Origin of the sequence: Conexibacter stalactiti, assembly GCF_033542075.1 — a bacterium.
Taxonomy (GTDB): domain Bacteria; phylum Actinomycetota; class Thermoleophilia; order Solirubrobacterales; family Solirubrobacteraceae; genus Conexibacter; species Conexibacter stalactiti.
This window is the reverse complement of sequence record NZ_JAWSTH010000055.1, coordinates 12,620-39,414: the sequence shown is the minus strand read 5'-3', so window position 1 is coordinate 39,414 and position 26,795 is coordinate 12,620. Positions and strand designations below refer to the sequence as shown.

General features: G+C 73.0%; 26 protein-coding genes. 15 read left to right on the top strand and 11 right to left on the bottom strand.

Annotated features, from left to right (window positions below):
* From R7226_RS18975 to R7226_RS18965, 3 genes are all read left to right on the top strand, one after another.
* A partial coding sequence (locus R7226_RS18975) for a hypothetical protein (protein WP_318598818.1) occupies positions 1–486 on the top strand: 486 nt, incomplete at its 5' end.
* Entirely contained in the window at positions 483–866 is a 384-nt protein-coding gene (locus tag R7226_RS18970) for a hypothetical protein (protein WP_318598817.1), read from the top strand. The genes R7226_RS18975 and R7226_RS18970, both read left to right, overlap by 4 nt.
* Entirely contained in the window at positions 863–2,239 is a 1,377-nt protein-coding gene (locus tag R7226_RS18965; RefSeq protein ID WP_318598816.1) for an alkaline phosphatase family protein, read from the top strand. The genes R7226_RS18970 and R7226_RS18965 overlap by 4 nt, the downstream gene beginning before the upstream one ends.
* Here R7226_RS18965 and R7226_RS18960 read toward each other — a convergent pair.
* The 3 genes from R7226_RS18960 to R7226_RS18950 all read right to left on the bottom strand — a co-directional run bounded on the left by R7226_RS18960 (position 2,212) and on the right by R7226_RS18950 (position 5,582).
* Positions 2,212–3,348 (bottom strand): SpoIIE family protein phosphatase, encoded by a 1,137-nt coding sequence (locus R7226_RS18960; protein WP_318598819.1) that lies wholly within the window; start codon positions 3,346–3,348, stop codon positions 2,212–2,214. The genes R7226_RS18965 and R7226_RS18960 overlap by 28 nt on opposite strands.
* A gap of 25 nt (positions 3,349–3,373) precedes the next feature.
* Complete coding sequence (locus R7226_RS18955; RefSeq protein ID WP_318598815.1) at positions 3,374–4,171, bottom strand: alpha/beta fold hydrolase; 798 nt, start codon at positions 4,169–4,171, stop codon at positions 3,374–3,376.
* Positions 4,172–4,235: 64 nt separating this feature from the next.
* Positions 4,236–5,582: an NAD-dependent malic enzyme gene (locus tag R7226_RS18950; protein ID WP_318598814.1), complete on the bottom strand. Its 1,347-nt coding sequence runs from the start codon at positions 5,580–5,582 to the stop codon at positions 4,236–4,238.
* Positions 5,583–5,768: 186 nt separating this feature from the next.
* Between R7226_RS18950 and edd the strand changes: the two genes are divergently transcribed.
* From edd to R7226_RS18935, 3 genes are read left to right on the top strand one after another with little or no spacing between them, the layout of a single operon-like run.
* Positions 5,769–7,640 carry a phosphogluconate dehydratase gene (edd, locus tag R7226_RS18945; protein ID WP_404827875.1) on the top strand — a complete coding sequence of 624 codons (1,872 nt, stop codon included), beginning with the start codon at positions 5,769–5,771 and terminating at the stop codon, positions 7,638–7,640.
* Positions 7,637–8,284 carry a bifunctional 4-hydroxy-2-oxoglutarate aldolase/2-dehydro-3-deoxy-phosphogluconate aldolase gene (gene eda / locus R7226_RS18940; RefSeq protein WP_318598812.1) on the top strand — a complete coding sequence of 216 codons (648 nt, stop codon included), beginning with the start codon at positions 7,637–7,639 and terminating at the stop codon, positions 8,282–8,284. The genes edd and eda overlap by 4 nt, the downstream gene beginning before the upstream one ends.
* 23 nt (positions 8,285–8,307) lie before the next feature.
* A complete protein-coding gene (locus R7226_RS18935) occupies positions 8,308–9,489 on the top strand; it encodes an ROK family transcriptional regulator (protein ID WP_318598811.1) in 1,182 nt (393 codons plus the stop codon).
* Positions 9,490–9,523: 34 nt separating this feature from the next.
* Here R7226_RS18935 and R7226_RS18930 read toward each other — a convergent pair whose 3' ends face one another.
* On the bottom strand, positions 9,524–11,965 hold the full coding sequence (locus R7226_RS18930; RefSeq protein WP_318598810.1) for an HtaA domain-containing protein: 2,442 nt from the start codon (positions 11,963–11,965) through the stop codon (positions 9,524–9,526).
* Positions 11,966–12,099: 134 nt separating this feature from the next.
* Positions 12,100–12,639, bottom strand: coding sequence for an HtaA domain-containing protein (locus tag R7226_RS18925; RefSeq protein WP_318598809.1), 540 nt, complete (start codon positions 12,637–12,639; stop codon positions 12,100–12,102).
* A 230-nt stretch (positions 12,640–12,869) separates the two neighbouring features.
* On the opposite strand from R7226_RS18925, the gene R7226_RS18920 reads away from it, so the two are divergent.
* The gene (locus R7226_RS18920; RefSeq protein WP_318598808.1) at positions 12,870–13,337 is read left to right on the top strand and encodes an SRPBCC family protein; all 468 of its coding nucleotides are present in this window, start codon (positions 12,870–12,872) and stop codon (positions 13,335–13,337) included.
* On the opposite strand, the gene R7226_RS18915 is transcribed toward R7226_RS18920, so the two are convergent.
* Positions 13,338–13,625, bottom strand: a complete 288-nt coding sequence (locus R7226_RS18915) for a DUF4242 domain-containing protein (RefSeq protein WP_318598807.1) — start codon at positions 13,623–13,625, stop codon at positions 13,338–13,340.
* Positions 13,626–13,628: 3 nt separating this feature from the next.
* Positions 13,629–16,619, bottom strand: a complete 2,991-nt coding sequence (locus R7226_RS18910) for a helix-turn-helix transcriptional regulator (RefSeq protein WP_318598806.1) — start codon at positions 16,617–16,619, stop codon at positions 13,629–13,631.
* A 157-nt stretch (positions 16,620–16,776) separates the two neighbouring features.
* Here R7226_RS18910 and R7226_RS18905 point away from each other — a divergent pair, with 157 nt between their 5' ends.
* Positions 16,777–18,168, top strand: coding sequence for an FAD-binding oxidoreductase (locus tag R7226_RS18905; RefSeq protein WP_318598805.1), 1,392 nt, complete (start codon positions 16,777–16,779; stop codon positions 18,166–18,168).
* Between the two features lie 79 nt (positions 18,169–18,247).
* Positions 18,248–19,747: a hypothetical protein gene (locus R7226_RS18900; RefSeq protein WP_318598804.1), complete on the top strand. Its 1,500-nt coding sequence runs from the start codon at positions 18,248–18,250 to the stop codon at positions 19,745–19,747.
* On the opposite strand, the gene R7226_RS18895 is transcribed toward R7226_RS18900, so the two are convergent.
* Both R7226_RS18895 and R7226_RS18890 read right to left on the bottom strand, forming a co-directional pair.
* Entirely contained in the window at positions 19,728–20,222 is a 495-nt protein-coding gene (locus R7226_RS18895) for an SRPBCC family protein (protein ID WP_318598803.1), read from the bottom strand. The genes R7226_RS18900 and R7226_RS18895 overlap by 20 nt on opposite strands.
* Positions 20,219–20,611 carry an ArsR/SmtB family transcription factor gene (locus R7226_RS18890; protein ID WP_318598802.1) on the bottom strand — a complete coding sequence of 131 codons (393 nt, stop codon included), beginning with the start codon at positions 20,609–20,611 and terminating at the stop codon, positions 20,219–20,221. Before R7226_RS18890 ends, R7226_RS18895 begins: the two co-directional genes overlap by 4 nt.
* Positions 20,612–20,674: 63 nt before the next feature.
* On the opposite strand from R7226_RS18890, the gene R7226_RS18885 reads away from it, so the two are divergent.
* Together R7226_RS18885 and R7226_RS18880 are read left to right on the top strand one after the other, a co-directional pair.
* Complete coding sequence (locus tag R7226_RS18885) at positions 20,675–21,448, top strand: nucleotidyltransferase family protein (protein ID WP_318598801.1); 774 nt, start codon at positions 20,675–20,677, stop codon at positions 21,446–21,448.
* A 64-nt stretch (positions 21,449–21,512) separates the two neighbouring features.
* Positions 21,513–22,145 (top strand): DUF4389 domain-containing protein, encoded by a 633-nt coding sequence (locus tag R7226_RS18880; protein ID WP_318598800.1) that lies wholly within the window; start codon positions 21,513–21,515, stop codon positions 22,143–22,145.
* Between the two features lie 12 nt (positions 22,146–22,157).
* Here R7226_RS18880 and R7226_RS18875 read toward each other — a convergent pair whose 3' ends face one another.
* Positions 22,158–22,787 (bottom strand): guanylate kinase, encoded by a 630-nt coding sequence (locus tag R7226_RS18875; RefSeq protein WP_318598799.1) that lies wholly within the window; start codon positions 22,785–22,787, stop codon positions 22,158–22,160.
* Positions 22,788–22,903: 116 nt separating this feature from the next.
* Between R7226_RS18875 and R7226_RS18870 the strand changes: the two genes are divergently transcribed.
* The 4 genes from R7226_RS18870 to R7226_RS18855 all read left to right on the top strand — a co-directional run bounded on the left by R7226_RS18870 (position 22,904) and on the right by R7226_RS18855 (position 26,151).
* Positions 22,904–23,494 carry a carboxymuconolactone decarboxylase family protein gene (locus tag R7226_RS18870; protein ID WP_318598798.1) on the top strand — a complete coding sequence of 197 codons (591 nt, stop codon included), beginning with the start codon at positions 22,904–22,906 and terminating at the stop codon, positions 23,492–23,494.
* Positions 23,491–24,363, top strand: a complete 873-nt coding sequence (locus tag R7226_RS18865) for an RNA polymerase sigma-70 factor (protein WP_318598797.1) — start codon at positions 23,491–23,493, stop codon at positions 24,361–24,363. Before R7226_RS18870 ends, R7226_RS18865 begins: the two co-directional genes overlap by 4 nt.
* Before the next feature lie 105 nt (positions 24,364–24,468).
* Positions 24,469–25,701, top strand: a complete 1,233-nt coding sequence (locus R7226_RS18860; protein ID WP_318598796.1) for an alpha/beta hydrolase family protein — start codon at positions 24,469–24,471, stop codon at positions 25,699–25,701.
* A 27-nt stretch (positions 25,702–25,728) separates the two neighbouring features.
* Complete coding sequence (locus R7226_RS18855; RefSeq protein WP_318598795.1) at positions 25,729–26,151, top strand: DUF1801 domain-containing protein; 423 nt, start codon at positions 25,729–25,731, stop codon at positions 26,149–26,151.
* Here R7226_RS18855 and R7226_RS18850 read toward each other — a convergent pair.
* Entirely contained in the window at positions 26,146–26,751 is a 606-nt protein-coding gene (locus R7226_RS18850; protein ID WP_318598794.1) for a VOC family protein, read from the bottom strand. The two genes, R7226_RS18855 and R7226_RS18850, sit on opposite strands and share 6 nt — an antisense overlap.
* Between the last annotated feature and the right edge of the window lie 44 nt (positions 26,752–26,795).

Sequence of the window (26,795 nt, the reverse complement as noted above, 5' to 3'; positions counted from 1 at the left end):
GACGATCCCGTCGCGCGCTGGTTCGTCGCCGCCGACCGTCGCGGCGGCGCGGGCGTCGCGACGGCGCTCGCGTTCGCGCTGCTGCCGCTGGCGGCGGCGGTCGGCGTCTTCGTCGGCCGCGGCGCCGGCGACGACCGCGCGCTGCTCGTCGAGGCGCTCAACGCGCAGAAGCCGCCGACGATCAACATCGTCGGCGGCGCGGGCACCGGCGCCGCGGCCGTCGCCGACGACGCGGGCGACGGCGGCGGCTCCGCAGGCGACGCCGATGAGAAGGCGGCCAGAGACGAGGCGAAGCGCTCCGCCAGCGACGGCGGCAGAGTGATCGCGCACACGAGATACGGCGACGCGCGCCAGCTGACCGGCGCGAGAGTGACGCCGAGAACGAGAGCCGAGAGCAGAAGAGCGCTCGAGAAGATCGCCAACTCGAAGGGCAAGGAGTACGTCGAATCGCAGCGCGGCCTGCCCGATCAGATCGTGATCCCGTGACGGGGATCTGGAGACGACTGCGCGGCTGGGGCGCGAGCGCCGCGCCCGACGGGCTGCAGCCGGCCTCGAAGCTGGCCGCGCGTGCCCGGCGCGAGGCGGCCGCCGCGCAGGCCGCGCCCGCCTACGACCGCGAGCTGCTGGCCGAGCGCGACCGCCTGACCGAGCGCTTCACGCTGCTGCAGGCCGACCTCGGCGGCGTCTTCTACGAGATGGCGATCCGCGACCACGTGCGGATGGAGGTGCTGACGGCGAAGGCGGCTGAGCTGCAGCGTGTCGACCAGGCGCTGGAGGCGGTCGAGCGGGCGTTGCGGGGCGGGATCGGACCGGCCCAGCCGCCCACGGCCCCCGCGCAGCCGCCGTTGAACGGGTCGGCGCCATGAGCCGCGCGCAGCTGTGGGCGCTCGGGGTGCTGTCGCTGCTGGCGACCGCGCTGGTGCTGTTCGAGGGCGGGCGCGGCGCCGTCGAGGCGCCGCTCGCGCTGCGGACCGCGGCGCAGAGCGAGCGCACCATCACCACCCCGCTGCTGGCGAGCGCGATCACCGCCGAGCAGGACACCGACGACGACGCGAGCGGCGACGAGGAGCCGGCCGAGGACGACGCCGCGGAGACGGTCGAGAGCTTCGACGACACGGCCGTCGCCGAGAGCGCCGCTGAGGAGCCGGCCGCGACGGCGGACGAGGAGGCGCCGGCCGAGGAGGAGACGAGCGACGAGGGCACGGACGACGCGCCCACCGACCCGAACGCCGACGCCGCCGCGCCGAAGCCGACCAAGATCAGACACGTCTTCGTGATCGCGCTCGCCGGGCACGGCTTCGACGCCGCCTTCGGCCCGCAGTCGAGCGCCCCCTACCTGGCCGGCAGACTGCGCCCGCGCGGCGTCGTGCTGGAGGGCTTCAGAGCGCTCGGCGCCGCGCAGCTGCCCGACCACCTCGCCCAGGTCGGCGGCCAGCCGCCGAACGCGCAGACGAGCGCCGACTGCCCCAGCTTCACCGAGATCCCGCTCGCGACCACGCCGACGAGAACGGGCGAGATCCGCGCCGACGGCTGCGTCTTCCCCAACACGGTCACGACGATTGGCGACCAGCTGACGGCCAGCCGCCGCGTCTGGCGCGCCTATGTCCAAGACCTCGACAAGGGACCTGAGAGACGCGCGACCTGCCGCCGGCCGGCATCCAATGCCGCCGACGACACGCTCAGAGACCGGGCCGGCGACGGCTACGCGACCCGCCGCAACCCCTTCGTCTACTTCCACTCGCTGCTCGACCTCGGCGACTGCGACGCGCTCGACGGTCCGCTGGAGCGGCTGGAGAGAGACCTCGGAAAGGTCGCGACGACGCCCAACTACAGCTACGTCGCGCCCAACCTCTGCAACAGCGGCAGCGAGTCGCCGTGCGCCGACGGCAGCCCCGGCGGCCTGCCGGCGGCGGACGCCTTCCTCGCGAGCTGGGTGCCGAAGATCCTCGCCTCGCCGGCCTACAGACGCGACGGCCTGCTGATCGTCACCTTCGCCGGCCGCACCGTCGCCGCCGGAGCGCCCGCGCCGGCCGCGGCGGACCTCCGCAACGGCGCGCTGCTGCTGTCGCGCTTCGCCGCCGCCGGCACGACGGCGGGCGGCGACTACGACCCGTACTCGCTGCTGCGCTCGATCGAGGACCTGTTCGCGCTGAGACCGCTGGCGCGCGCCGCGACCGCCCGCTCGTTCGCGCCGACGGTGCTCGGCAACGCCTACGTGACGCCGCCGGGAGACGGCTGAGCGGCCCGCTCGACGCTCAGCAGGCAGACGTCGTCGCGCGCGCTGGCAGGGCTGCCGAACAGCTCCATCAGCATGTCGACGAGCGCCTGCGGGTCGTGGCCGCGCATTCGCGACAGCGCGTCAGCGAGCCGTGCGACGCCGCGGTCGAAGCTCTCGCCGCGGCGCTCGACGAGCCCGTCGCTGTAGAGCAGCAGTTGGGCGCCGGGAGCGAGCGTCAGGCGCGCCTCGACCGGCCGCTCGCCGGCGTGCGCGACGCCGAGCGGCAGCCAGCGACCGCTGCCGATCACGACCGGATCGCGGTCGGGCGCCAGCAGCAGCGGCGGCGGATGGCCGGCGCTGAGCAGCCGCACCGCGCCGCTGGCCGGCTCGATCTCGGCGTAGACGAGCGTCGCCATCAGCGCCTGCGGCAGGTCGGCGGCGAAGCGGTCGAGCGCCGTCACGACCGCGGCCGGGCCGTCGAGCCCGGCGAGCGCGAGCGCGCGCGTGGCGCTGCGCAGCTGGCCCATCACCGTCGCGGCGCCGATCCCGCGCCCGACGACGTCGCCGACGACGACGCCGACGCGGTCGGCGTCGATCGCGAAGGCGTCGTGCCAGTCGCCACCGACCTCGAGGCTCTCGATCGCGGGCTGGTAGGCGGTCCCGACGCGCACGCGCTCGTCGGTCAGCGGCTGCGACGCCAGCATGCTGCTCTGGAGCACGTGGGCGACCTCCGCCTCCTCCTCGCGTCCGCGCCGCTCGACGTCGCGCGCCCGCAGCAGCTCGCGCTCGTAGCGGCGCCGCTCGGTCGCGTCGAAGACGGTCGTGTAGATCAGCAGCGGGCGCTCCTCCGCGTCGCGCTTGAGGACCGAGTTGACGAGCACCGGCAGCCGGGTCCCGTCGGCGCGGCGCAGCTCGACGGCGATCTCGCGCACCGCGCCCTGCATCGACAGCAGCGGCGCGTAGTGGGTCTCGTGGTAGATCCGCCCGCCGGCCGTCAGCAGGTCGACGAACCGCCGTTGCAGCAACTCTTCGCGCGTGTAGCCCGTCCACTCCGCGAGCGTGCGGTTGACCTTGACGATCGACCCGTCGGGGAGCGTGGAGAGGAAGCCGCACGGGGCCTCGTCGTACAGCTCATCCGCGAGGTCGTCGGCGCGATCACTCAGCGAGGAACTCCTTGATCGCCGCGGTCGTCGCCGCGGGCGCGCTCAGGTTCGGGCAGTGGCCGGTCGCGTCGAGCAGCACGTAGCTGCTGCCGGGGATCTGCGCGTGGACGTACTCGCCGACCGCGACCGGCGCGATCACGTCGTTGGAGCACTGCAGCACCAGCGTCGGCACGCGCACGCCGGCGAGGTCGGCGCGGTTGTCGGAGCGGAAGGTCGCCTCGGCGAACTGGCGCGCGATCGCCGGGTCGGCGCGGCAGAAGCTGTTGGTCAGCTCCTGCGCCAGCTCCGGCCGCTCGGGATTGCCCATGATCGCCGGCGCCATCGCGCTCGACCAGCCGAGGTAGTTGCTCTCCAGCGACTCCAGCAGCTCGTCGATCTCGTCGTCGGCGAAGCCGCCGACGTAGCCGTCGTCGTCCACGTAGCGCGGCGAGGGGCCGACCATCACGAGCGCGCCGAAGCGCGCCGGGTCCAGGCGCGCGGCCAGCACGCCGATCATCGCGCTGACCGAGTGGCCGACGAAGACGACGTCCTCCAGCTCCAGCGCCGCGCAGATCTCGGCGACGTCCTCGGCGTAGGCGTCGAGCGTGCGATAGCGATCGAAGTCGTAGGCCTCGACGTCGGAGCCGCCGGCGCCGACGTGGTCGAACAGGACCACGCGGTGGTCGGCTTCGAATGCCGGCGCGACATGGCGCCACATCGCCTGGTCGCAGCCGAAGCCGTGGGCGAACAGCAGCGGCCGCCCGTCGGGCGCTCCGGAAACTACGACGTTGTTGCGTCTCAGCACCTCCATGGCCCTCGCCGACTCTACTCGCAGGACGGCGGAGCAATGCCACGCCGACGCGCCACGAGCACGCTCAGAAGCTCTGTGCCAGCGCCTCCGGCGTCGCCTCGAGCTGTGCCACGCCGGAGTCGATCGCGGCGTCACGGACCGCTTGGGCGACGACGTCGTGGACGTGCGGGTCGAGCACGTCCGGGACCAGCTCGGACTCGACGGTGAGGCCGGCGAGCGCCCAGGCGGCGGCGCGCTTCATCTCGAGGTTGATGGCGCTCGCCCCCGCCAGCAGCGCGCCCTTGAAGATCCCCGGGTAGCCGAGCACGTTGTTGACGCTGGTGCCGTCGGCCGCGAAGGCGGCGCCGGCGGCCAGCGCCGCCTCCGGCTCGATCTCCGGCGCGGGGTTGGTCAGCGCCAGCACGACCTGGCCGGGCTGGACCAGCGCCGGGTCGATCAGGCCGGCACGGCCGCTGGTGGCGACGACCACGTCGGCCTCCCGCATGACCGTCTCGAGGTCGTGGATCTCGATCCCTCTCGCCGCCGCCTGCGCCTGCGCGTCGGGGTTGGGGTCGGAGGCGAGCACGCGGTGGACGCCGGCGTCGTGGATCAGCGTCGCGATGCCGTAGCCGGCGGCGCCGAGCCCGATCTGCCCGACGACCGCCTGGTCCAGGCGCTTGCCGACGTGGCGGCAGGCGGCGATCGCGGCGGAGAACGTGACGACCGCGGTGCCGTGGACATCGTCGTGCATCACCGGCTGCGGCAGCCGCTCGATCAGCCGCCGCTCGATCTCGAAGCAGGCCGGCGCCGAGATGTCCTCGAGGTGGATCCCGCCGAAGCCCGGCGCGATCCGCACGACCGTCTCGACGAACTCGTCGACGTCCTTCGTGTCGACCAGGATCGGCACCGCGCTGACGCCGACGAGCTGGCTGTAGAAGAGCGCCTTGCCTTCCATCACCGGCATCGCCGCGACCGGGCCGATGTCGCCGAGGCCGAGCACGCGCGTGCCGTTGGTCACGATCGCGACGCTGCGGCCGATCATCGTGAATCTTCTCGCCAGCTCCGGGTGGTCGTGGATCGCCTGCGAGACGCGCGCCACGCCGGGCGTGTAGACGTCGCGCACGTCCTGGATCGAGCGGACCGGTCTGCGCCCGACGACCTCCAGCTTGCCGTCGTCGTGGGCCATGAACGCACGGTCGTGGAACCAGATGACGCTCACCTCCGGCAGCGCCTCCAGGCCGGCGGCCAGCTCGTTCGCATGCGCCTTGTCGCGCACCTCGACGGTGATCTCCCGCAGCGCCTCGTGGCGCCCGACGTTGACCGTCGTGATGTCGCCGATCACGCCGTCGTGCTCGGCGATCCGTCCGGCGACGGTCGCGAGCTGGCCGACGCGATGGGGGATGCGCAGCCGGTAGGTGCAGTCCAATGCCATGTCAGGGAGCCTCGATCTCGGATTCGGCCGACATCTTTTCGCGCCGGGCCGCCGCGCGGTCGAGCGGGCGACGCGATTCCCCCCGATCAGGGACGTTGCGCGCCCACGTGACCATTTTGTTCACAGCGACGCAACTTTTGCGTGAACCTCATTGACTTTTGCTCACTAGCCGGCATATTGGGTGGCATGCAGGAGATGAACCCCACCGTCGCCGCCGTCACCGAGCGGATCGCGGCCCGCAGCGCGCGCTCCCGTGGCGCATACCTCGAGCGCATCCGGACCGCCGTCATGCAGGGGCCCGCGCGCGGCGACCTCGGCTGCGCGAACTTCGCCCACGGCTTCGCCGCCTGCGCGCCGGAGGAGAAGGCGCTGCTGCGCGCGACCCCGCGCGCGAACGTCGCGATCGTCTCCTCCTACAACGACATGCTGTCGGCCCACCAGCCCTACGTCACCTACCCGCAGACGCTCAAGCGCGCGGTGATGACGGCCGGCGGCGTCGCGCAGTTCGCCGGCGGCGTGCCGGCGATGTGCGACGGGATCACGCAGGGCCGTGCCGGGATGGAGCTGTCGCTCTTCAGCCGCGACGTGATCGCGATGTCGACCGCCGTCGCGCTCGCGCACGACATGTTCGACGGCGCGCTGCTGCTGGGGATCTGCGACAAGATCGTCCCCGGCCTGCTGATCGGCGCGCTCTCCTTCGGTCACCTGCCCGCGCTGCTGGTGCCGGCCGGGCCGATGCCCTCCGGCCTGCCGAACAGAGAGAAGAGCCGCATCCGCCAGCAGCACGCGCAGGGCCTGCTGAGCAGAGAGGACCTGCTCGACGCCGAGGCGTCGGCCTACCACGCCCCCGGCACCTGCACCTTCTTCGGCACCGCCAACTCCAACCAGCTCGTCGTCGAGGCGATGGGGCTGCAGCTGCCCGGCTCGGCCTTCGTCAACCCCGGCACGCCGCTGCGCAGAGCGCTGACGGAGGCGGCCGGCCGCCGTGTCGCCGCGATCACCGCGCTCGGCGACGACTACACGCCGATCGGCGAGATCGTCGACGAGCGCGCGATCGTCAACGGCGTCGTCGCGCTGCTGGCGACCGGCGGCTCGACCAACCACACGCTGCACCTCGTCGCGATCGCCGCCGCCGCGGGGATCCGGCTGGAGTGGAGCGACTTCGACGAGCTGTCGCGCGCCGTGCCGCTGCTGGCGCGGATCTACCCCAACGGCTCGGCCGACGTCAACCACTTCCACGCCGCCGGCGGCACCTCGTACCTGATCTCCGAGCTGCTCGCCCACGGGCTGATGCACGAGGACGTCAAGACGGTCGCCGGGCGCGGCCTGCGCCGCTACGCCGAGCAGCCCGTGCTGGAAGACGGGCAGCTGAGCTGGGCGCCGGTCGCGCGCGAGGTGGTCGACGCCAGCGTGCTGCGCTCGCCCGCCGAGCCGTTCAGCCCCGACGGCGGCCTGCGCCTGCTCGGCGGCTCACTCGGCAGCGCCGTCGTGAAGATCTCGGCGGTCGCGCCCGAGCATCGCGTCGTGCGCGCGCCGGCGCGGGTCTTCGACGACCAGGCCCACCTGCTCGCCGCCTTCGACGCCGGCGAGCTGGACGGCGACCTCGTCGCGGTCGTGCGCTTCCAGGGGCCGCGCGCCAACGGCATGCCGGAGCTGCACAAGCTGACGCCGCCGCTCGGGATCCTGCAGGACCGCGGCCACGCCGTCGCGCTCGTCACCGACGGGCGCATGTCGGGCGCCTCCGGCCGCATCCCCGCCGCGATCCACTGCACGCCGGAGGCGCGCGACGGCGGTCCGCTCGCGCGCCTGCGCGACGGCGACCTGATCGAGCTCGACTGCGAGGCCGGCACGCTCGACGTGATCGGCGTCGATCTCGCCGCGCGCGAGCCGCTCGACAACGCCGCGCCGGCCGGCGCCTGGGCCGGCACCGGCCGCGACCTGTTCGACCGCTTCCGCGATCTCGTCGGCCGCGCCGACGAGGGCGCCTCGGTGATCGGCGGCGCGCCCGCGCCGGCGCCCGCCGTCTCCCCCTTCCCCCCGATCGGAGCCCACGCATGAGCACCGTCCTGCACCCCACCGCCACGCTCGACGCGCTGCTGACGCGCGACCCGGTGGTCCCCGTCGTGGTGCTCGACAAGGCGGCTGACGCGATCCCGCTCGCGCAGGCGCTGCTGGACGGCGGGCTGCGCTCGATCGAGCTGACGCTGCGCACGCCGGCCGCGCTCTCGGCGATCGAGCGGATCGCCTCGGCGGTGCCGGAGATCGCCGTCGGCGCCGGCACCGTGCTGAGCGCCGCGCAGGCGCGCGACGCGCGCACCGCCGGCGCCTCCTTCCTCGTCACGCCCGGTGCGACCGAGCGGCTGCTCGACGCGCTCACTGACGAGGAGCTGCCGTTCCTGCCCGGCTGCGCGACGGCGTCGGAGCTGCTGGCGCTGCACGAGCGCGGCCTGCGGCACGCGAAGTTCTTCCCCGCCGTCGCGGCCGGCGGGATCCCGGCGCTGCGCGCGCTCGGCGCCCCGTTCGCGGAGATGCGCTTCTGCCCGACCGGCGGGATCGACGTCGCGAGCGCGCCCGACTGGCTGGCGCTGAGCAACGTGCTGTGCGTCGGCGGCTCGTGGATCGCGACCCGCCAGCAGATCGCCGACGGGGCGTGGAAGCAGATCAGCGAGCAGGCGCGCGCGGCAGCCGCGCTGCGCGCGTGAGCGCATTCCTATAGTCCTATGGGATGGCGATCGATGACGGCACGGCGGGGCTCGGCGCCGTCCTGCAGACGATCCGGCGGCATGGACCGCTGACGCGAGCCGACCTCGGCGCCCGCACGGGGCTCGGTCGCGCGACCGTCGCGCAGCGGCTCGACGCGCTGATCGAGCGCGGCCTCGTGAAGCCGCTCGGCGAGCAGGCGTCGACCGGCGGACGGCCCGCCGGCACCTTCGCCTTCGACCCGGGCGGCGCGATCGTGCTCGCCGTCGACCTCGGCGCCAGCCACGCCGACCTCGCCGTCACCGACCTCGAGGGACGGATGCTGCTGGAGAGCGCCGGGGCGATCGCGATCGCCGAGGGTCCCGACGTCGTGCTCGCGCACGTCGAGCGCAGGCTCGACGCGCTGCTGGCGCGCAGCGGCCGCGACGTCGGCGAGGTGCTCGCGGTCGGCGTCGACGTGCCGGGGCCGGTCGCGTTCGCGACGGGCCGGCCGGTCAGCCCGCCGATCATGCCCGGCTGGGACGGCTACGACATCGCGGGCCGGCTGGCGGCCCGCTTCGGCGCGCGCGTGATCGTCGACAACGACGCCAACGCGATGGCGCTCGCCGAGCAGGTCGAGTACTGGCCCGAGTGCGACGAGCTGCTGTACGCGAAGGTCGGCACCGGCGTCGGCTGCGGCATCGTCGCCGGCGGCAGGGTCTTCCGCGGCGGCCAGGGCGCCGCCGGCGAGATCGGCCACATCGCCGTGCGCGGCTACGACACGCCCTGCGTCTGCGGCAACAGCGGCTGCCTGGAGGCGGTGATCGGCAGCGCCGCGCTCGTGCGCAGAGCGCTGTCGCGCGGCCTCGACGTGACCGAGCCGCGCGCCTTCGACGAGCTGGTCAAGCGCCACGACACCACCGCGATGGCGATCGCGCGCGAAGCCGGCCGGCTGCTCGGCGAGGTGCTCGCCGGTCTCGTCAACGCGCTCAACCCGACCGTCGTCGTGCTCGGCGGCGACCTCGCCGGCAGCGAGCCGTTCGCCGCCGGCGTGCGCGAGATCGTCCACCAGCGCGCGGCGCCGCTGGCGACCCAGCACCTGCAGATCGTCCCCAGCCGCCTCGGCGACCGCGCCGGCACCCGCGGCACGGCGATCATGGCGATCGAGCACGCGCTCTCCCCGCGCGAGCTCGATCGCGAGCAGCCGCCGGCGCCGGCGCCGGCCTGAGGGCCCGCGCCAGCGCCGACGGAGCCGCGGATCGCTAGCGGCGGCCCTTCGCTCCTCTTCTGGCTGCTCTCGGAACGCTCAGCGTCGCTCTGACGACGCGGCTCGTCGTCGTCGCGCCGGCTCTCACGCGGACCGTGAAGCGGACGGCGAATCTGCGCCCGGCGAGCGCTCTGCGCGCCGCTCTGGAGAGCTGCACGCGGACCGTGCCGCGCTTGCCCGCTCTGAGCGTCTTCGGCGCCAGCAGTCTCAGCGCGTACCGTCTGCCCGCGATTCTCACGCGCAGCGATCTCGGCACCGTCACGACGCAGCTGCCGCGCGGGCACGAGAAGCTCGCGACCGTCGCGACCCCGCCGCGGTCGAAGGCGGCCCGTCTGACCGTTCTCAGCACCGGCGCGGCCGTCGGCGGTCTTGGCGTATCGACCGGCGGTCTCGCCGGCGGCGGGTCGTACGGCGGCGGCGGGTTGACCGGCGGTCTTCTGTCGACCGGCGGCTCGCGGTCGGGCACCGTCGCCGGCGCGCTGAACGTCAGCTTGCCGAACGGCGCACCGGCGTAGGTGACGCCCAGCGTCTGTCCCGCGATCGAGGTCATCGTCGCGGGCGCCCCGATCCAGCTGCGCCGCCCGACCGCCGTGCCGGCGCGGTAGCCGCCGGCCTCGAGGTCGACGTCGAGCACGTGCAGGTTCGTGAACGGCACGAGCGCGGTTCTGCCCGCTCTCGCGTCCGCCATCGAGCCGCTCGCGAAGCCGTCGCTGATCAGCCGCGCCGTTCTGCCGTCGGCGGCGACGCGCAGGTCCGGATTGACGAGCCGGATGTCGATCCCGTGCGAGGGCATCGCGAAGCGCAGCGTGCCCTGCTGGTCGAGCACCAGCTCGCCGTTGGTGACGTCGCGCCACGCGTCGGCCTGCCCCCAGCGCCAGCTGTAGCGGTCAGCCGGGTCGGGCCAGGTCGCGCCGTCGCTGGGCTCGACGAAGCCGGGCCCGTCCGGGACGCCGGGGATCGCCGAGGGCCAGAACGTGTAGAGGTATCTGACCCACGAGTGGAGGCTGTTGGCGGTCGGGTCGGCGCGGCCGCTCCAGTCGGTCCGCAGCGCCGGCTCGACGAGGTCGTCGGCAGTCGCGATCGCGGTCAGCGACGAGGTGTCGGACGGGTCGACGGCCTCGGGGCCGACCGGCCACGCGACGGTCGCGTTGCCGAGCTCGTCGCCGGCCAGGCCGACGACGGTCTGGAACGGCGCGTCGGCGGCGAGCGCCGTGACCGCGCCCCAGGCGCCGCCGGCCGGACGGCGGGCCGCCTCGACGCTGGCGGGGCTGGCGCCGCCGGCCGAGCGCGACCAGGCGACGAGCGCGCCGCCGTCGTCGTCGAGCGCCAGCTGCGGCGCGAACGCGGCCGCGCCCTCGGGCAGCGTCGCGACGGTCTCCGGAGCGCTCCAGGCACCGGCGGCCGAGACGGTCGAAAGCTTGATCGCGCCCGGGGTCACGCCGTCGGGCGCGACGTCCCACGCGACGCTCGCGCGGCCGTGGGCGTCGAGCGCGACCGACGCGGTCGCGGATCTCGTCGAGGGCAGCGGCGTGGTGGTCGCGTCCCACGCCGCGTCGGCGCCGGCCGGCCGTGTCGCGACGGCGGCACCGCCGTCGAAGACGGGCCAGGTGACGACGGCGCGGCCGTCGACGTCGACGACGAGCTTCGGCTCCAACTGGTTGGTGGTCGCTCTGGCGGCCGGCTCGGCGATCAGCTTCGGGGCGCTCCAGGTGCCTCTGGGCCCACCGGTGCGAACCGCGCTCTTGAGCGTTCTGACCGAGCTGCCGGAGTTCGTGCCGGTGCGCCAGACGGCAGTGACGTTGCCGTCGCGGTCGACGCCGAGCGCCGGCGCCCGCGGGATCGTGCCGTAGCCGGCCGTGGTCGCCCCGCAGGGGTCCTCGGTGACGGTGAAGATCGCTCTCGGGTTCGACCACGTGTCGCTGCGCGCCGGCCGCGTCGAGACGATCACCGCGCAGCCCTGGGACCACGCCGCGGTCGCCGTGCCGCTGTCGTCGACGACGATGCTCGGCGGGCTGGTCGGGTTGTCGCCGTCGACGCTGATCGGCTCGACCGCCGTCCAGCTGCCGTCGCTGCCGCGCGTTGCGGTCTCGATTCTCGTGTCGTTGCGCCAGACGGCGGTCGCCGTGCCGTCGTCGGCGACGGCGAGCGCCGTCTTGCCATTCGACGAGTAGCTGCCGGTCAGCGTGGTCGGCTGCGACCAGTTGCCGCCGGCCGGCTTGGTCGCGCTTTTGAGCACCTGCTCGCCCATGTTCTGCAGCCACAGGGCGGTCGCGGTGCCGTCGGCGTCGTACGCGACGCTCGGATAGCCGGCGCTGCCGCTTGCGGGAATCGGCGCGACGGGGGTCCAGCCGGCCGCGGCGCTCGCGCCTGCGGGCACTGCCGCCGCCAATGCCGCGACGCCGGCCACTGCCGCCAACGTCGCCTTCGTTCGTCTCACTGCGATCGCACTCCTCGTTCCGGTCTCAGATCCGCGTCCCCCGGCGCGTTCTCCAACTGCGACGAGCCGGCCGGGATGGACCCGACCGGCTCGTGCTCTTGTCTGGTGTGCCGCGGCGATCCGCGGCGACGCGGCTAGAAGTCGCCTTCCGCCTCGAACGTGCCGAACTCCTGGCCGGCCGCGTAGGAGCCGTTGGAGCCGCCGTTGAAGACGGTCGCGCCGTTGGCCGTCAGCGTGGCCGTCGCGCCGGACCACCACTTCAGTGCGCCCGCGGTCGACTTCGTGCCGCCCGTGAGCGTGAAGAGGTTCCAGCCGGTGAACGGGATCGATCTGCTCAGCAGCGGCGTGTAGTGACCGTTGCCGACGACCGCGCCGGTGTTGTAGTCGACCGAGATGTCCTCGATTTGCACGTCGACGCCGTGCAGCACGATCGTCGAGCGGAAGCCGCCGTCGTACTGCGCGGTGGTGCCGGCGCCCGTGCCGACCTGCGGCAGGCTCAGCGTCGGCGTCGAGAACGTGCCCGGGCTGACGGCGACGGTTCTCCCGCCCCATCTGGTGACGTATCTGAGCCAGCTCGCGCGCAGGTCCCAATCGACCTGACCGGCCGAGGCGGCCGACGGGACGACGAAGGCGAACGCAACGATCGTTGCGGCAAGGGACAGCAGGACGCCCACGCGGGACGAACGTCTGCGTGACATGTGAACTCCCCTAGTTCTGTGGTTGACGCGAGACTCGTTCCCGCGCCTTGAGCCGTGCCGGCTCTTAGGGCAACCTAACACAAGTAAGGGATGCCTAACAAGTGTCGTTTGAAAACCCGCACCAGAACGTTGCCGCGCCATGACATCGGCGCCGTCGAGGGCGCGCATAGGGTGTGACGGGCAGCCCCACATCCCAAGGAGCAAGCATGGCGACGATCCACCTCACCAAGACGACGACCGCGACGCCGGAGCAGTTCCTCGCCGCGCTGACCGACTTCGGACCGGGCCGCTCGGAGATCTTCGGCCGCAGCGCCGACGCGTCACTGAGAGTGCACGACCAGGGCCCCGACTGGGCCGACGTCACGGAGGGCTCCGGCGGCATCTGGGAGCGGCTGCGCTACGACTGGTCCTCGCCGCGCCACATCAGGCTGACGACGACCGATTCGAACACCTGGGGCGGCGCCTCCGGTCACACCTACACGCTCACGCCGCAGCCCGACGGGACGACGAAGATCGACATCGTCGTCGTGCGCGACGGCAAGAACCTGAAGGGACGCCTCGTCGGCGGCTTGCTCGGCGCGATCGGCACGCGCATCTTCGACAGAGAGATGGGGAAGACGCTCGCCGCGATCGAGGCCCGCGCCGGTGAGGCGAGCGCGGGCGCGGCGGGCTGATCAGCCCACGGTGTCGGCCCAGTCGCGCAGCCGCCCGGAGAACTGCGGCGTCGCCGCGCTCACCTCGACGATCGCGTCAGCCGGAACGTCGGCCTTGTGGGCGGCCGCCAGGATCGCGTCCGGCGACGGCGCCTCGTAGAGGCAGTAGGTGCGCCGTCTGTCGGCGCTGAGGAATGAGAACAGCCAGCGCACGCCCTCGTCGCCGTTGGCCGCCTCGATCAGCTCGACGTCGTCGTCGGTGAGGTCGAGCTTGTCGGCGAAGGTCCGCTCGATCAGATACAGCGGCATGCTCTAGATAGTAGTCACGACGAGCCCGTGGCGGTGGGCGAATGACGCCGCCTCCGTGCGGTTGGCGCAATCGGTCTTGCGCAGGATGCTGCGGATGTGGTTGGCGGCGGTGTGCTCGCTGATCGCGAGCGTCCCGCCGATCTCCTTGTTGCTGAGCCCGCGCGCGACCAGGCCGAGGATCTGCGCCTCGCGCGGCGAGAGCCCGTTCGGGAGACCGGCGCGGCCGTCGTGCGCCGCCGTCGCGCCGAGCGCGCGGACGCGCGCGAGCAGGTCGCGCATGCCGATCCGCTCGGCCAGCGCGGCCGCCTCGCCGGCGAGCGCCTGCGCCTGCGCCCGGTCGCCGCCGCGCTCGCGCCGCTGCAGCAGGCGCGCGTACTCGTAGGCGGTGTGGGCGACCCACGTCTGCATCGCCATCCGCCGGTTGAGCGCGAGCGCCTGCTCGAAGTGGTCGGCGGCGCGCTCGTGCTCGCCGAGCGTGGCGGCGAGCATCCCGAGGTAGCGGTCGGCCGCCCCGTAGCAGCTGACGAGATGGCCGATCATCACGTTGGCGCCGGCCAGCGGCTCCAGCTCCGGGTAGACGAGCGCCGCCGTCCGCTCGTCGCCGAGCATGCTGGCCGCGTCGGCCAGGTAGGCGAGCGTCGCCGTCCACAGCGAGGCGCGGAAGTGGCCGATGCCGTCGCCGGCGATGCGCGCCAGCTCACGCCGCGCCTCGCGCTCCATCCCCAGGGCGGCCAGCACGGCGACGAGCCCGGGGCGCCACAGCCCTTCGCGCTCGGACTGCCCGGCGAGGATCCGGACCGCGGGCGCCAGCTCCGCGAGCCGGCCCTGCTCGCGGCGGATGCTGAACATCTGGATGCCGTAGGTGCCGGAGGCGTCGCGGCCGGTCAGCAGGCGGCTCCATTCGTGCGAGCGCTCCGCCATCGCCTCGGCCTCCGCGAGCCGCCCGTCGCAGAGCGCGATCGCCGAGCCGTAGTGCTCGGCGACGTGGTGCATGAACGGCTGCGCGGTGCGCTCGGACATCTGCAGCAGCGCGGTCTGCTCGCGGCGCGCCGCGTCGAGGTCGCAGAGCGAGACGAACGTCGGCACGCGCCACGCCATCGCCTCGGTGCGCGTCTCGGCGTCCTCCAGCTCCTCCGCCAGCTCCTTCGCCTCGCTCAGCATCGCGAGGATCTCCTCCAGCGGGCTCATGCCGCGCGCCCAGTAGGAGCGCGCCAGCACCTTCGCGAGCCCGGAGCGGTCGTCGAGGCTGCGCGCCAGCTCGATCGCGTTGCCGCGCACGACCGCGCCGCGGCTGCGGTCGCCCTGGCGGTCGAGCGTGCGCGCGAGCGCCGCGAGCAGGCGGACGCGCAGCTCGGGACTGTCGTCGGCGCCGAGCGCTGGGATCGCCTCCTCCAGCAGCTCGCTCGCCTCGCGGCTGACGATCCCCGGGCGCCAGCCGGCGTCCTCGTAGCCGACCGCGGCGCGCGCGAGCAGCTCGCCGCTGCCCAGCTCGCGGGCGATCGCGGCCGCCGCCGCGAACGCCTCGAAGGCGGCCGCCGCGTTGCCGGCGCGGTGATCGGCCGTGCCCAGCTCGATCAGCGTCTCGGCGCGCTCACGCGGATCGTCGACGCCGAGCGCGATCGCCGTCCGCAGGCGCGCGGCGGCCTCGTCGAAGGCGAGCGCGGCGCTCGCGGCCCGTGCCGCGCGGACGTTGTAGTCGATCGCCCGCTCGCTGCCGCCGAGCGGAGCGGCGGCGGAGAAGTGGTGGGCGAGGTCTGCGAGCGACCGCTCCGGCGCCGCGGCGGCGAGCGCCTCGCCGACGCGCAGGTGCAGCTCGGCGCGGTGCGCGTGCGAGAGCCGGTCGACGACGGCGCGCCGCACCAGCTCGTGCGTGAAGCGGCAGACGAGCCGCGGCCCGGGCAGCTCCTCGACCATGCCGCTGGCGACGGTCTCCTCCAGCGCCGCGAGCAGCTCGCGCTCGTCCAGCCCGGCGGCGCTGCGGATCACGCCCAGCTCGAACTCGGGGCCGATCGTGGCGGCCAGCTCGAGCAGGTCACGCGTGCGCGGGTGCAGCCGCGCGAGCCGCTGGCTGACGACCTCGCGGACGCTCGTCGGCGTCGTCAGCTCGTGCAGCGGGCGCACGAGCGCCAGCCGTCCGTCGCCGACGACGACCGTCGCGGTCTCGACCAGCGCCCGCCACAGCTCGCAGACGAGGAAGGCGTTGCCGTCGGTGAGGTCGTGGATCGCCGCGGCCAGCTCCGCGACCGCGGCGTCGGGTTCGCAGCCGGCGGCGCGCTCGACGAAGTCGGCGATCTCGCCGGCGGAGAGCGCGTCGAGCCGCATCCGCACGACGTCGTCGGAGCGGCGCAGGTCGGCGAGCGTCTCCGACAGCTCGCGCGGCGGGTCGACCTCCGTGTCGCGGAAGGTGCTCAGCAGCAGGACGCGCCCGCCCCAGCTCGTGCGCGCGAGGTGGCGCAGCAACAGGAGCGTGCCGGCGTCGGCCCAGTGGCAGTCCTCCAGCACCAGCAGCACCGGCTGCCGGCGACCGGCGTTGGCGAGCAGGGCGGTGACGGCGGTGTGGAGCCGATGGCGCTCGGTGTCGGGATCGGCGACGGCCGGCGCCGCCAGGCCACGGACGCGCGCGGCGAGATCCGGCAGCAGGCGTGTCAGCTCGCCGGCGCCGGGCCCCAGCTCGGCGACCGGGTCGGCGGCCTCCTCGGCCAGCCGCACGAGCCGCTCCAGCGCCTCGGCGAACGGTCCGTACGGCGTCGGCACGACCGCGTCGCAGGCGCCGTAGAGCACGAGCGTCCCGCGCCCCGCCAGCGCCCCGGCCAGCTCGCGCACGAGCCGGCTCTTGCCGCAGCCCGGCTCGCCGGCCAGCAGCGCGACGCGACGCGGCTCCCCGGCGGCGGTCGGCATCAGCGCGTGGAGCAGCTCGAGCTCCGCCGTGCGCCCGACGAACGGGAACGTCGATGCGAGGCGAAGCGGGTCGGGCAGGTCGGTCGCGGTGCGCACGCCACCGCCGACGATAGTCAGGTTTGACCATCGCGTCGATCGGGCCGACGCGCAGGCGCTCCAGAATTGGGTCAGATCCGGTCATGACAGGCGATCCCGTCGTCCGTACGTTCGCTTCCGAACCGTTCACCAGAGCCGATTCAACGAGGAGACGGACGTGAGCACGCACACCATCACGACGACGTCGGCGCGCCAGGAGCTGGCCGGCTTCCGCGGGCGGCTGGTCGGCCCCGAGGACGCCGGCTACGACGAGGCCCGCAAGGTCTACAACGCGATGATCGACCGGCGGCCGGCGCTGGTCGCCTATCCCGAGGACGCCGATGCGGTCGCGCGTGTCGTCTCGTTCGCACGCGATCATGGCCTGCTGCTGGCCGTGCGCGGCGGCGCCCACAACGGCGCCGGACTCGGCGTCTGCGACGACGGCGTCGTGATCGACCTCTCCGAGCTGCACGACGTCGAGGTCGACCCGGCGGCGCGGACCGTCCGCGCCGGCGGCGGCGCGAGATGGGGCGAGGTCGACCGCGCGACCGCGGAGCACGGCCTCGCGACCCCGAGCGGGATCATCTCGACGACCGGCGTCGGCGGCCTCACGCTCGGCGGCGGCATCGGCCACCTGACGCGGTACTGCGGGCTCTCGATCGACAACCTGCTCGAAGCAGAGCTGGTGCTCGCCAGCGGCGAGCGGGTGCGCGCGAGCGCTGACGAGCATCCCGACCTGTTCTGGGCGATCCGCGGCGGCGGCGGCAACTTCGGCGTCGTCACCTCGTTCCTGTTCCGCCTGCACGAGGTCGGCACGATCTTCGCCGGGCCGACCTTCTGGCCGATCGAACAGAGCGAGCAGGTGCTGAGCGCCTACAGCGAGTTCCTGCCGCAGGCGCCGCGCGAGCTGAACGGCTTCTTCGCCTTCTGCACCGTCCCGCCGGCACCGCCGTTCCCGGAGGAGCTGCACATGCGCAAGGTCTGCGGCGTGGTGTGGTGCTACGTCGGCGACGCGGAGAGCGGCGCGGCGGCGATCGCACCGCTGCTGGAGCGGCTGCCGGAGCCGCTGATGCACGGCGTCCAGCCGATGAGACATCCCGACCTGCAGGGCGCCTTCGACGGGCTCTACCCGGCCGGCGACAAGTGGTACTGGCGGGCCGACTTCGTCAAGCAGATCCCGCCGGAGGCGGCGCAGGCGCACGCCCGCTTCGGCGCCGCGATGCCGACGATGCAGTCGACCATGCACCTCTACCCGGTCGACGGCGCCGCGCACGACGCCGCGCCGTCGGACACCGCGTGGAGCTACCGCGACGCGACCTGGGCGACGGTCTACGCCGGGGTCGACGGCGACCCGGCGAACAAGGAGGCGATCCGGCACTGGTCGATCGACTACTTCGAGGCGCTGCACCCCTACTCGGCCGGCGGCGCCTACGTGAACATGATGATGGACGAGGGGCAGGAGCGGGTCCGCGCGAGCTACCGCGACAACTACGACAGACTCGCGCGGGTGAAGGCCGTCTACGACCCCGCGAACCTCTTCCGCGTCAACCAGAACATCGAGCCGGCGTAGCCTCAGCAGCCCGCTCCCGCGGCTAGGATGTCGACGCGCCAGAACGGCGCCGGCAAACCGAACCAAGGGGGCGGGCTCGATGCATCTGACTGGAGTCGCGACGCGGCGGGGGAAGCGATGGCCGCGGCTGATCGCGCCGCTGGCTATCGTCGTGTCGTCGTGGACGACGAGCGGCGCCGCGCTCGCCGCCACGGCCGAGCCGCTGAGCGCCCCGACCACGATCACGTGGTATCAGAAGGCGCAGCCCGCGCTGGTGCCGATGGCGAACGAGATCGTGCCGGACATGCTCGCGGGCGGGTGGCGCTCCTACTACGTCACGACGCAGCAGACCTACCGCTGCGACACGCCGAACAACCTCCTGACGGAGGCCGTCGACTGCACCGGCCCGTACGTCCACGGGATCACGTCGCCGGAGTACGTCTGGCACGGGACCGACGCCTTCCCCGTCGACCCGCCGTCCGGCAGAGGGCACGGCTACGACCACAAGATGGGGTACCACGGCGTCTTCGGCGTCGCCGCGGTCAGAGATGCCGCTGGCAGAGACCACATCGTCTCGGTCAACCACGGCGAGAACAAGAACGTCGTGCGACCCGACCTCGAGACGTACTGGCTGAGCAGAGGCGCGCCTGCCACCGCCCAGTGGCTGTGGCACTACCAGAACACGGTCTTCACGCAGGCCGACGCACGTGCGCCCGGGTACCGGCTGCCCGGTTCGCCGGCCGACTGCTACTCCGGCGACCACGGCGGCGTCTACGACGACTGCTGGATCGCCTACAGCGGCTTCGTCTCGACCTCCAACATCGCGTCGACCCCCGCCAACGGCTACGGCAACGCCGAGATGAACGACCTCGGCCCGGCCGTCTGGCCGAAGCACGGCTACACCACCTTCGGCAGCAGAGGCGACCTGCGGCGAGCCAGTCACGGCCTCCGTCACCCTTCGGTGATCGACGGCGGCGACGGCTACCTCTACATGTACTACGTCGACACCGGCCGCGCCCTCTACAACGATGTGACCGACAGACCGACCGGCCGTAGCACTGACGACGGGATCCGCGTGGCGCGCTCGCCCAAGACCTCGCTCGGCGTCGGCTGGAGCATCTGGGTGCAGGACACGAGATCGTGGGAGCCGGCGCTGCCGGCCGGCGTCACCGCCGCGCAGATGTCGGGCGCCTTCGGCAGCAGAAGCCCGGCCCAGTCGAGACGGCTGTTCGAGTCCAGCAGCGCGACGTTCAACGTCGCACGCGTGCGCGACAGCAGAACGTGGATCGGCGTCGAGATCCGCACCGACTACGAGCTGCCCGAGTGCGCCGCCGAAAAGCATTGGCAGCGCCTCGCCCTGCGCCTCGGGACGGGGCCGACGAGCTGGGATCCCGATCCGCTCTACCTGACCGGGCCGTACGCGGCCCAGTTCGAGAGATGCGGCGGCGATGTCGGCGAGACGATGGCCTACCCACGCCTCTACGCCAACGACGGCTGGAGCACGAAGGAGGTCGACGCCTCCGGCTTCCACATCGTCGGCCGTGGGCACGACGGCCAGCTCCGCAAGGTGCGCGTCTCGCTCAGCGGGTTGACGAGCTGAGCAGCGCGTCCATCTGACCGACCGCCAGCTCCAGGCCCTCGGCCATGCCCATGTTCAGCACCTGCTCCATCTGCTCGCGGGTGCCGAACGTCGAGCGCAGCTGCATCCGCGTGCCGCCGTCGTGCGCGGTCAGCTGCATCCGCACCGCGTTGGTCGGCAGCTCGGCGCTCGGCGCCCCGTCAGCGTCGGCGAAGCCGTCGGTGAACGCCAGCGAGCTGGGCGGATCGACGGCTTCGATCCGCCACCAGCCGTAGTATCTCGCGCCATCGGGACCGGTCATGAAGTAGGTGACGCTGCCGCCCGGGACGAGCTCGTGCTGCTCCATCGTCGCCGGGTGGGTCGGCGGTCCCCACCAGCGCTCCAGCTGCCGCGGGTCGGCCCACAGCTGCCACACCCGCTCGGCGGGAGCGTCGAAGTCGGCGATCAGCGTGAGGGTCAGGTTGTCGAGGTCCTTGTCGACGCTGGTGACGCTCATCTCTCGTGTCCTCTCGTTCGTCTGCTCTCGCCGCGGCGGGGCTCAGGATCGGGATCGGGATCGCTCGCGAGCAGTCCGGACATCCGGTCCACTCGCCCGCGCCAGGTCAGCTCGAGCTCGTCGAGCGCCTGCCGCGCCCGCCGCACGGCGTGGGGGTCGGTGCGGACGAGCTGCTCGCGTCCGTGGCGCTGCTTGGTGACCAGGCCGGCGCGCTGCAGCACCGCGACGTGCTTCTGCACCGCGGCGAAGCTCATCGGGTACAGCTCGGCCAGCCGCGACACCGACGGCTCCTCGCGCCCGCAGCGGCGCAGGATGTCGCGGCGGGTGGCGTCGGCCAGCGCGTGGAAGAGATCGTCCAAGACCTCGGCGGGCAGCTCATCTACAACCATCTGGTTGTAGGTTAGCAATGTGAGCGAGCCGGTGCCGGCGCGTGCGCGTTAGGGTCGGGGGCGATGGCCGCAACAGAACTGCCAGCCGCGATCGCACAGCTCGCGAGCGCGCTCGCCGACCTCCCCGGTGTCGAGGCGGTGGTGCTCGGCGGCTCCCGCGCGACCGGCGAGCACCGCCCCGACAGCGACTGGGACCTCGGGCTCTACTACCGCGCTTCGCACGGGTCGTTCGATCCCGCCGCGCTCCGCGAACTCGGCCACGACGGCTACGTCTCCGCGCTGGGCGAGTGGGGGCCGATCGTCCACGGCGGCGCCTGGCTGACGGTCGACGGCATGCCGGTCGACGTGATCTTCCGCGACCTCGACACCGTCGAGCGCTGGCTGCGGGAGGCCGAGGCCGGCCGCTTCGAGGTGCTCGTCCAGAACGGCTCGATCGTCGGCGCGCCGACGTACGCGGTGGTCGGGGAGCTGGCGATCTGCCGGCCGCTCTTCGGCGAGCTGCCGCGGCCGGCCTTCCCCGATGCGCTCGCCGCCGGTGCCGCGACCTGGTGGAGCGGCCGCGCCGCGGTCTCGTTGATGTTCGCCGCGGGCTACGCCGAGAGCGGCGACGCCGTCTGCTGCACCGGCATGCTCGTCGACGCCGCCCTCTGCACCGCCCACGCACGACTGGCCGAACGCCGCGAGTGGGGACTCAACGAGAAGCGCCTGCTGCAGCGCGCCGGCCTCGGCGAGCTGCAGCGGCTGCTCGCCCCGGGCGCGGCCGGCGACGCCGGCCTGCCGGCCACCGTCGCCGCCGTCAGCGCGATCCTGCGCGTCGACCCGCTGCGCGCCCGCTGATCGCCCCCACGCGGCGCTGACCTGCGGCTGTGACGCCCCGCCGAGGTGGGCGTATGGTGGGTTCATGCCGACGAACCCATATCCGGTGCAGTTCGCGGTCGACTACCCCGACCGCCCGCTGAACCGCCTCACCACCTTCTTCCGGCCGCTCGTGGCGATCCCGATCGCGATCGTGCTCGGAACCGTCAACGGCGGCACCGTGCAGTTCGGCACCGACGGCGGCCGCCCGGCGACGTTCGCCGCCGCCGGAGGGCTGCTGTTCGCGGGCCCGCTGCTGATGATCGTCTTCCGCCAGAAGTACCCGCGCTGGTGGCAGGACTGGAACCGCGAGCTGCTGCGCTTCTCCAATCGCGTCGGCGTCTTCCTCGCGCTGCTCGACGACCGCTATCCCTCGACCGACGAGCAGCAGTCCGTCCGCCTCGACCTGCCGGCCCCCGACGCGCGCACCGACCTCAACCGCTGGCTGCCGCTCGTCAAGTGGCTGCTCGCGCTGCCCCACTACATCGTGCTCGCCGTGCTCTGGCTCGCGGCGCTCGTCGCGGTGATCATCGCCTGGTTCGCGATCCTCTTCACCGGCCGCTACCCGCGGGCGCTGTTCGACTTCGTCGTCGGCGTCGGCCGCTGGCACAACCGCGTCGTCGCCTACGCCTTCGTGCTCGTCACCGACGCCTATCCGCCGTTCAGGCTGGAGCCGTGACGAGGAGAAGCCCTACCTCGTCGTCAAGACGAGCCGGTCGTCCAGATCCGCGAGCAGCTTCGCGCTCTTGCGGCGCAGGTGCTCGGCGGCGATCACGGTCACGATGTCGCGCTCGAACGACTCGGGATCGTCGTTCTCCAGCACGTAGTCATAGGCCCAGGCGGCCTCGCTCTGCTCGCGGTTGGAGACCATCCGCGCGTCGAGGTTCGTCTCGAGATGCCGCTTGCCGATCCGCGAGGCGAGCACGTCGGCCCTCGGCGGGACGATGAAGAGGCTCACGACGCGGCGCGCCGACAGCGCCCGCGTGCGCAGCATCCCGCGGTAGTCGAGCTCGACGACCAGGTCGTGCGGCTCGGCCGTGAGCAGCGAGGTCGGCGAGCCGTACTGGTAGTCGCGGTACGGCTCGGTGTACTCGAAGATCTCGCCGCGCGAGATCTTCGCGTCGAACTCCTGCTTGGAGACGAACTCGTAGTCGACGCCCTCGACCTCGCTCGGCCGCGGCTTGCGCGTGGTGTAGGTCGCCGCCCGTGTGATGTTCGGGAAGCGACGTGTGATCGTCGCAAGGGCAGTGCCCTTGCCGGCTCCGCTCTGCCCCGAGACGATGAAGAGCAGGGGATGTTCGGTGGCCAACGTCGGCGGCATCGCGCGCATCGTACCGATGAGCGGCGCCGCAGCGGTCGCTCGACGATCCCTCCCTGTCACACGCGCGCCGCGGCCGGTGTCTCCATGCCGTACCCGATCAGACCCAGGAGGGCGACATGAGCAACGCGCGAATCCCGCAGACCGACATCACCGGCATCTATGGCGCGGTGGTGAAGCGATTCAGCAAGAAGCAGCTCGGCAGCGTGCCGGAGTCGGTGGGAGTGATGTGGCAGAACCTGCCGGTGCTGAGAGCGATGTTCTCGCTCGGCGCCAAGACGAAGAGATGGGACGCGTGCGATCCCAGCCTGAAGTCGTTCGCCCACATGGCCGTCGCCGCGCGGGTCGGGTGCAGCTTCTGCCTCGACTACGGCTACTTCGAGGCGCACAACCAGAGACTCGACCTCGCGAAGGCGCGCGAGGTGCCGCAGTGGCGCGAGTCCCAGCTGTTCACGCCGCTGGAGCGCGACGTGCTGGAGTACGCCGAGGCGGCGACGCAGACCCCTTCGGCGGTGACCGACGAGCTGTCCGCGCGGCTGCTGGCGGCGCTCGGCGCGCCGGCGCTGCTCGAGCTGGCCGCCTTCATCGGCTTCGCGAACATGACCGCTCGCACCAACACCGCGCTCGGGATCGAGGCGGAGGGCCTCGCCGCCTCCTGCGACCTGCGACCGCTCGCGGAGCCGAGCCGCGCCGTACTGTCCACGACATGAACGCCGACCCGTTCGTGATCCACCGGCGGCTGCTGTTCACCGTCGCCTACGAGATGCTCGGCTCCGCCGCCGACGCCGAGGACGTCGTGCAGGAGAGCTGGCTGCGCTGGGTCGACGTCGACCAGTCCGAGGTGCGCGACGCGCGCGCCTACCTGGTGCGCATCGTGACGCGGCAGGCGCTCAACCGGCTGCGGACGTTGTCGCGGCGGCGCGAGGAGTACGTCGGCGAGTGGCTGCCCGAGCCGCTGCTCACGAGCCCCGACGTGGCCGAGGACGTCGAGCTGGCCGAGAGCGTCTCGATCGCGATGCTGACCGTGCTGGAGACGCTCGGCCCCGCCGAGCGCGCGGTGTTCGTGCTGCACGAGGTGTTCGACACGCCGTACGACGAGATCGCGCAGGCCGTCGGCAAGACGCCGGCGGCGGTGCGGCAGATCGCGCACCGTGCGCGCGAGCACGTCTCGGCGCGGCGGCCGCGGATGGAGGTCGACCAGGCCGAGCAGCGCGCCGTCGTGGAGCGCTTCCTGGCCGCCCTTCAGACCGGCGACGTGCAGGGTCTGCTCGACGTGCTCGCGCCCGAGGTCGTGCTCGTCGCCGACGGCGGCGGCGTGGTCAGCGCGGTGCGGCACCCGATCGAGGGCGCCGAGCGCGTCGCGCGGCTGCTCGCCCGCTTCGCGGCGGTCGCGCCCGACGCGCGGATCGACACGGTCTGGCTCAACGGCGCGCCGGCCGCGCGCATCGACCCCGACGGCGAGGTCAACACCGCGGTCAGCCTCGCGATCGAGGGCGGCCGGATCACCGCGATGTACGCGATCCGCAACCCGCACAAGCTGACCCGGCTCGACGTCGAGGCGGAGCTGACGCGGGATTGAGACGTGACGAGGCGGTTGACCGCGCGCATGCACCTAGGTCCACGCCCATCCGCCCGCGCACCCGCGACAATCCGCCGCACCGACCGACGACGAGGAGCACGTGCGATGGCCTGGCTGAGTGACAACGGGATGTGGGAGGCGTTCGGAGCGCGGACGCTGATGCACAGCGTCTACGGCGGCTCGGACTTCGGCGAGGTGCGCGTGACGCTCGACCGGATCGGCGAGGCGCTCGACCGCGACGCCTGGGCGCGCGAGTGGAGCGCGACCGCGACGACGCTGCGCGATCAGGCTGACGCCTCCGCGACCGCCGGTCACGAGGTCTCCGCGCGCGAGGCGTACCTGCGCGCCGCCACCTACTTCCGCACCGCCTACGCCCCGTTCTTCACGCCGGCCCGCGACGAGCGCCTGACCGCGAGCTCGGCGGCCGAGCACGAGGCGCTGCAGCGCGCGGTCGCGCTGTGGGACCCGGTCGCGGAGTGGCTGGAGATCCCGTTCGAGGGCGGCGCGTCGCTGCCGGGCATCTTCATCCGCGCCCGCGGCGCCGAGGCCGGCGAGCCGCGGCCGACGGTCCTCTACACCGACGGGTACGACGGCACGCTCGCGGAGATGTTCGTCGCGCACGCGCCGGCCGCCTACGAGCGCGGCTACAACGTCCTGCTCTACGACGGCCCCGGCCAGGGCCGCGCGCTGATCCGCGACGGGCTGACGATGCGGCCCGACTGGGAGACGGTCGTCGCGGCCGTCGTCGACCACGCGCTGACGCGGCCCGACGTCGCGCCGGACAAGATCGTGCTGAGCGGCTGGAGCTTCGGTGGCTTCCTCGCGCCGCGCGCCGCCGGCCGCGAGCACCGCATCGCAGCGCTCGTCGCCGACCCCGGCCAGTGGGACCAGAGAGCGGGCGTGGTGCCGATGCTGCCGCTCTCCGACGCCGACAAGGCGGCCTTCCCGCAGATCGACCCGAGCGCGCTCGACCCGCTCGCCGCCGCGCTCGACGGGCCCGACGCCGACCCGATGATGCAATGGCGCCTGCGCGACCGCGGCATGCTCGTCCACGGCAGAGCGACGCTGTACGAGACGCTCGCCGAGATGGTCCGCTTCACCGTCTCCGACGTCGCCGCCGACATCGCCTGTCCGACGCTGCTGACGATGAACGACGGCGACCCCGCCTCGCGCGGCGCGCAGGTCCTCTTCGACGCCCTGACGGTCGAACGCAAGACGCTGACGCCGTTCACGACCGCCGAGGGCGCCAGCGGCCACTGCGAGGGCGCCGGCCGCCGTCTCTACCACCAGCGCGTCTACGACTGGCTCGACGAGACGCTCGCCTCCGCCCCTCGCTGAGCGGGCGACGGATCACATTGCACCGTCATGGCGGATATCGTCCATGACATGGCTGAGAATTCGGAGCACGCTGACCAGTCACCCGCGCAACTGATCGACGCGAAGGTCGAGGAGCTGGGTGACTGGCGCGGACAGACCCTCTCCAGGCTCCGGGACCTGATCAAGCAGGCGGATCCCGAGGTCGTGGAGGAGTGGAAGTGGAGAAAGGCGACGAGCCCCGGGGTTCCGGTGTGGTCTCACGACGGCATCATCTGCACCGGCGAGACGTACAAGAGCGTCGTGAAGCTGACGTTCTTCAGAGGGGCCTCGATCGACGATCCGTCGGGACTGTTCAACTCGAGCCTCGACGGCAAAGTGCGGCGCGCGATCGACGTCCACGAGGGCGAGGAGATCGACGAGCAGGCGTTCGTCGCCCTCATCCGCGCCGCCGTCAGCCTGAACCAGTCATGAGGCCGCCCAAGTGAAGCCGTCCGGGTCGGTGAACGGCCCCGCGCCGCTGATCACGAGCCGGTGCGATCCGCTCCCGTCCGCGGGGACGCCGGCGTCCTTGGCCAGCGCGCGACGGCCGTAGAGCGCCAGCGTGACGGGCGCCGAGCCGGCGTCGAACTGGACGTACTTGCGCGGGAAGCTCTTGTCCACCGCCAGGCCGCGGTCGACGTAGAACCGCTTGCTCGCCGCGATGTCGGCGACGCCGAGCAGCAGCACGATCTCGTCGATCTGCCGGGTGGCCGGGCCGGTCTCCTTCTTCGAGGAGGTCGCGACCTTCCAGATCGCCCCGTCGGGGGCGCGCACGACGCCGCCGTAGCCCCAGAACCCCTTCGTGGGCTCCTTCAGCGTCGTCGCGCCGGCGGCGAGCGCGGCGCCGACGAGTGCGTCGACCGTGGAGGGCTGGGAGACCACGAGCGACAGCGTGAAGCCGCGAAAGCCGCTCGTCGGCGCCTCGGAGGCGCGGACGTTCAATTGTCTGTCCAAACCGAACGCGGCTGAGTAGAAGGCGCGGGCGGCGGCGACGTCCGGCACCTCGAGGGTGATCGATTCAACTGAGGTCATGGCGGCAACGTAGTCCCGGCACGTCACGCCCGCTTCTCGATTCC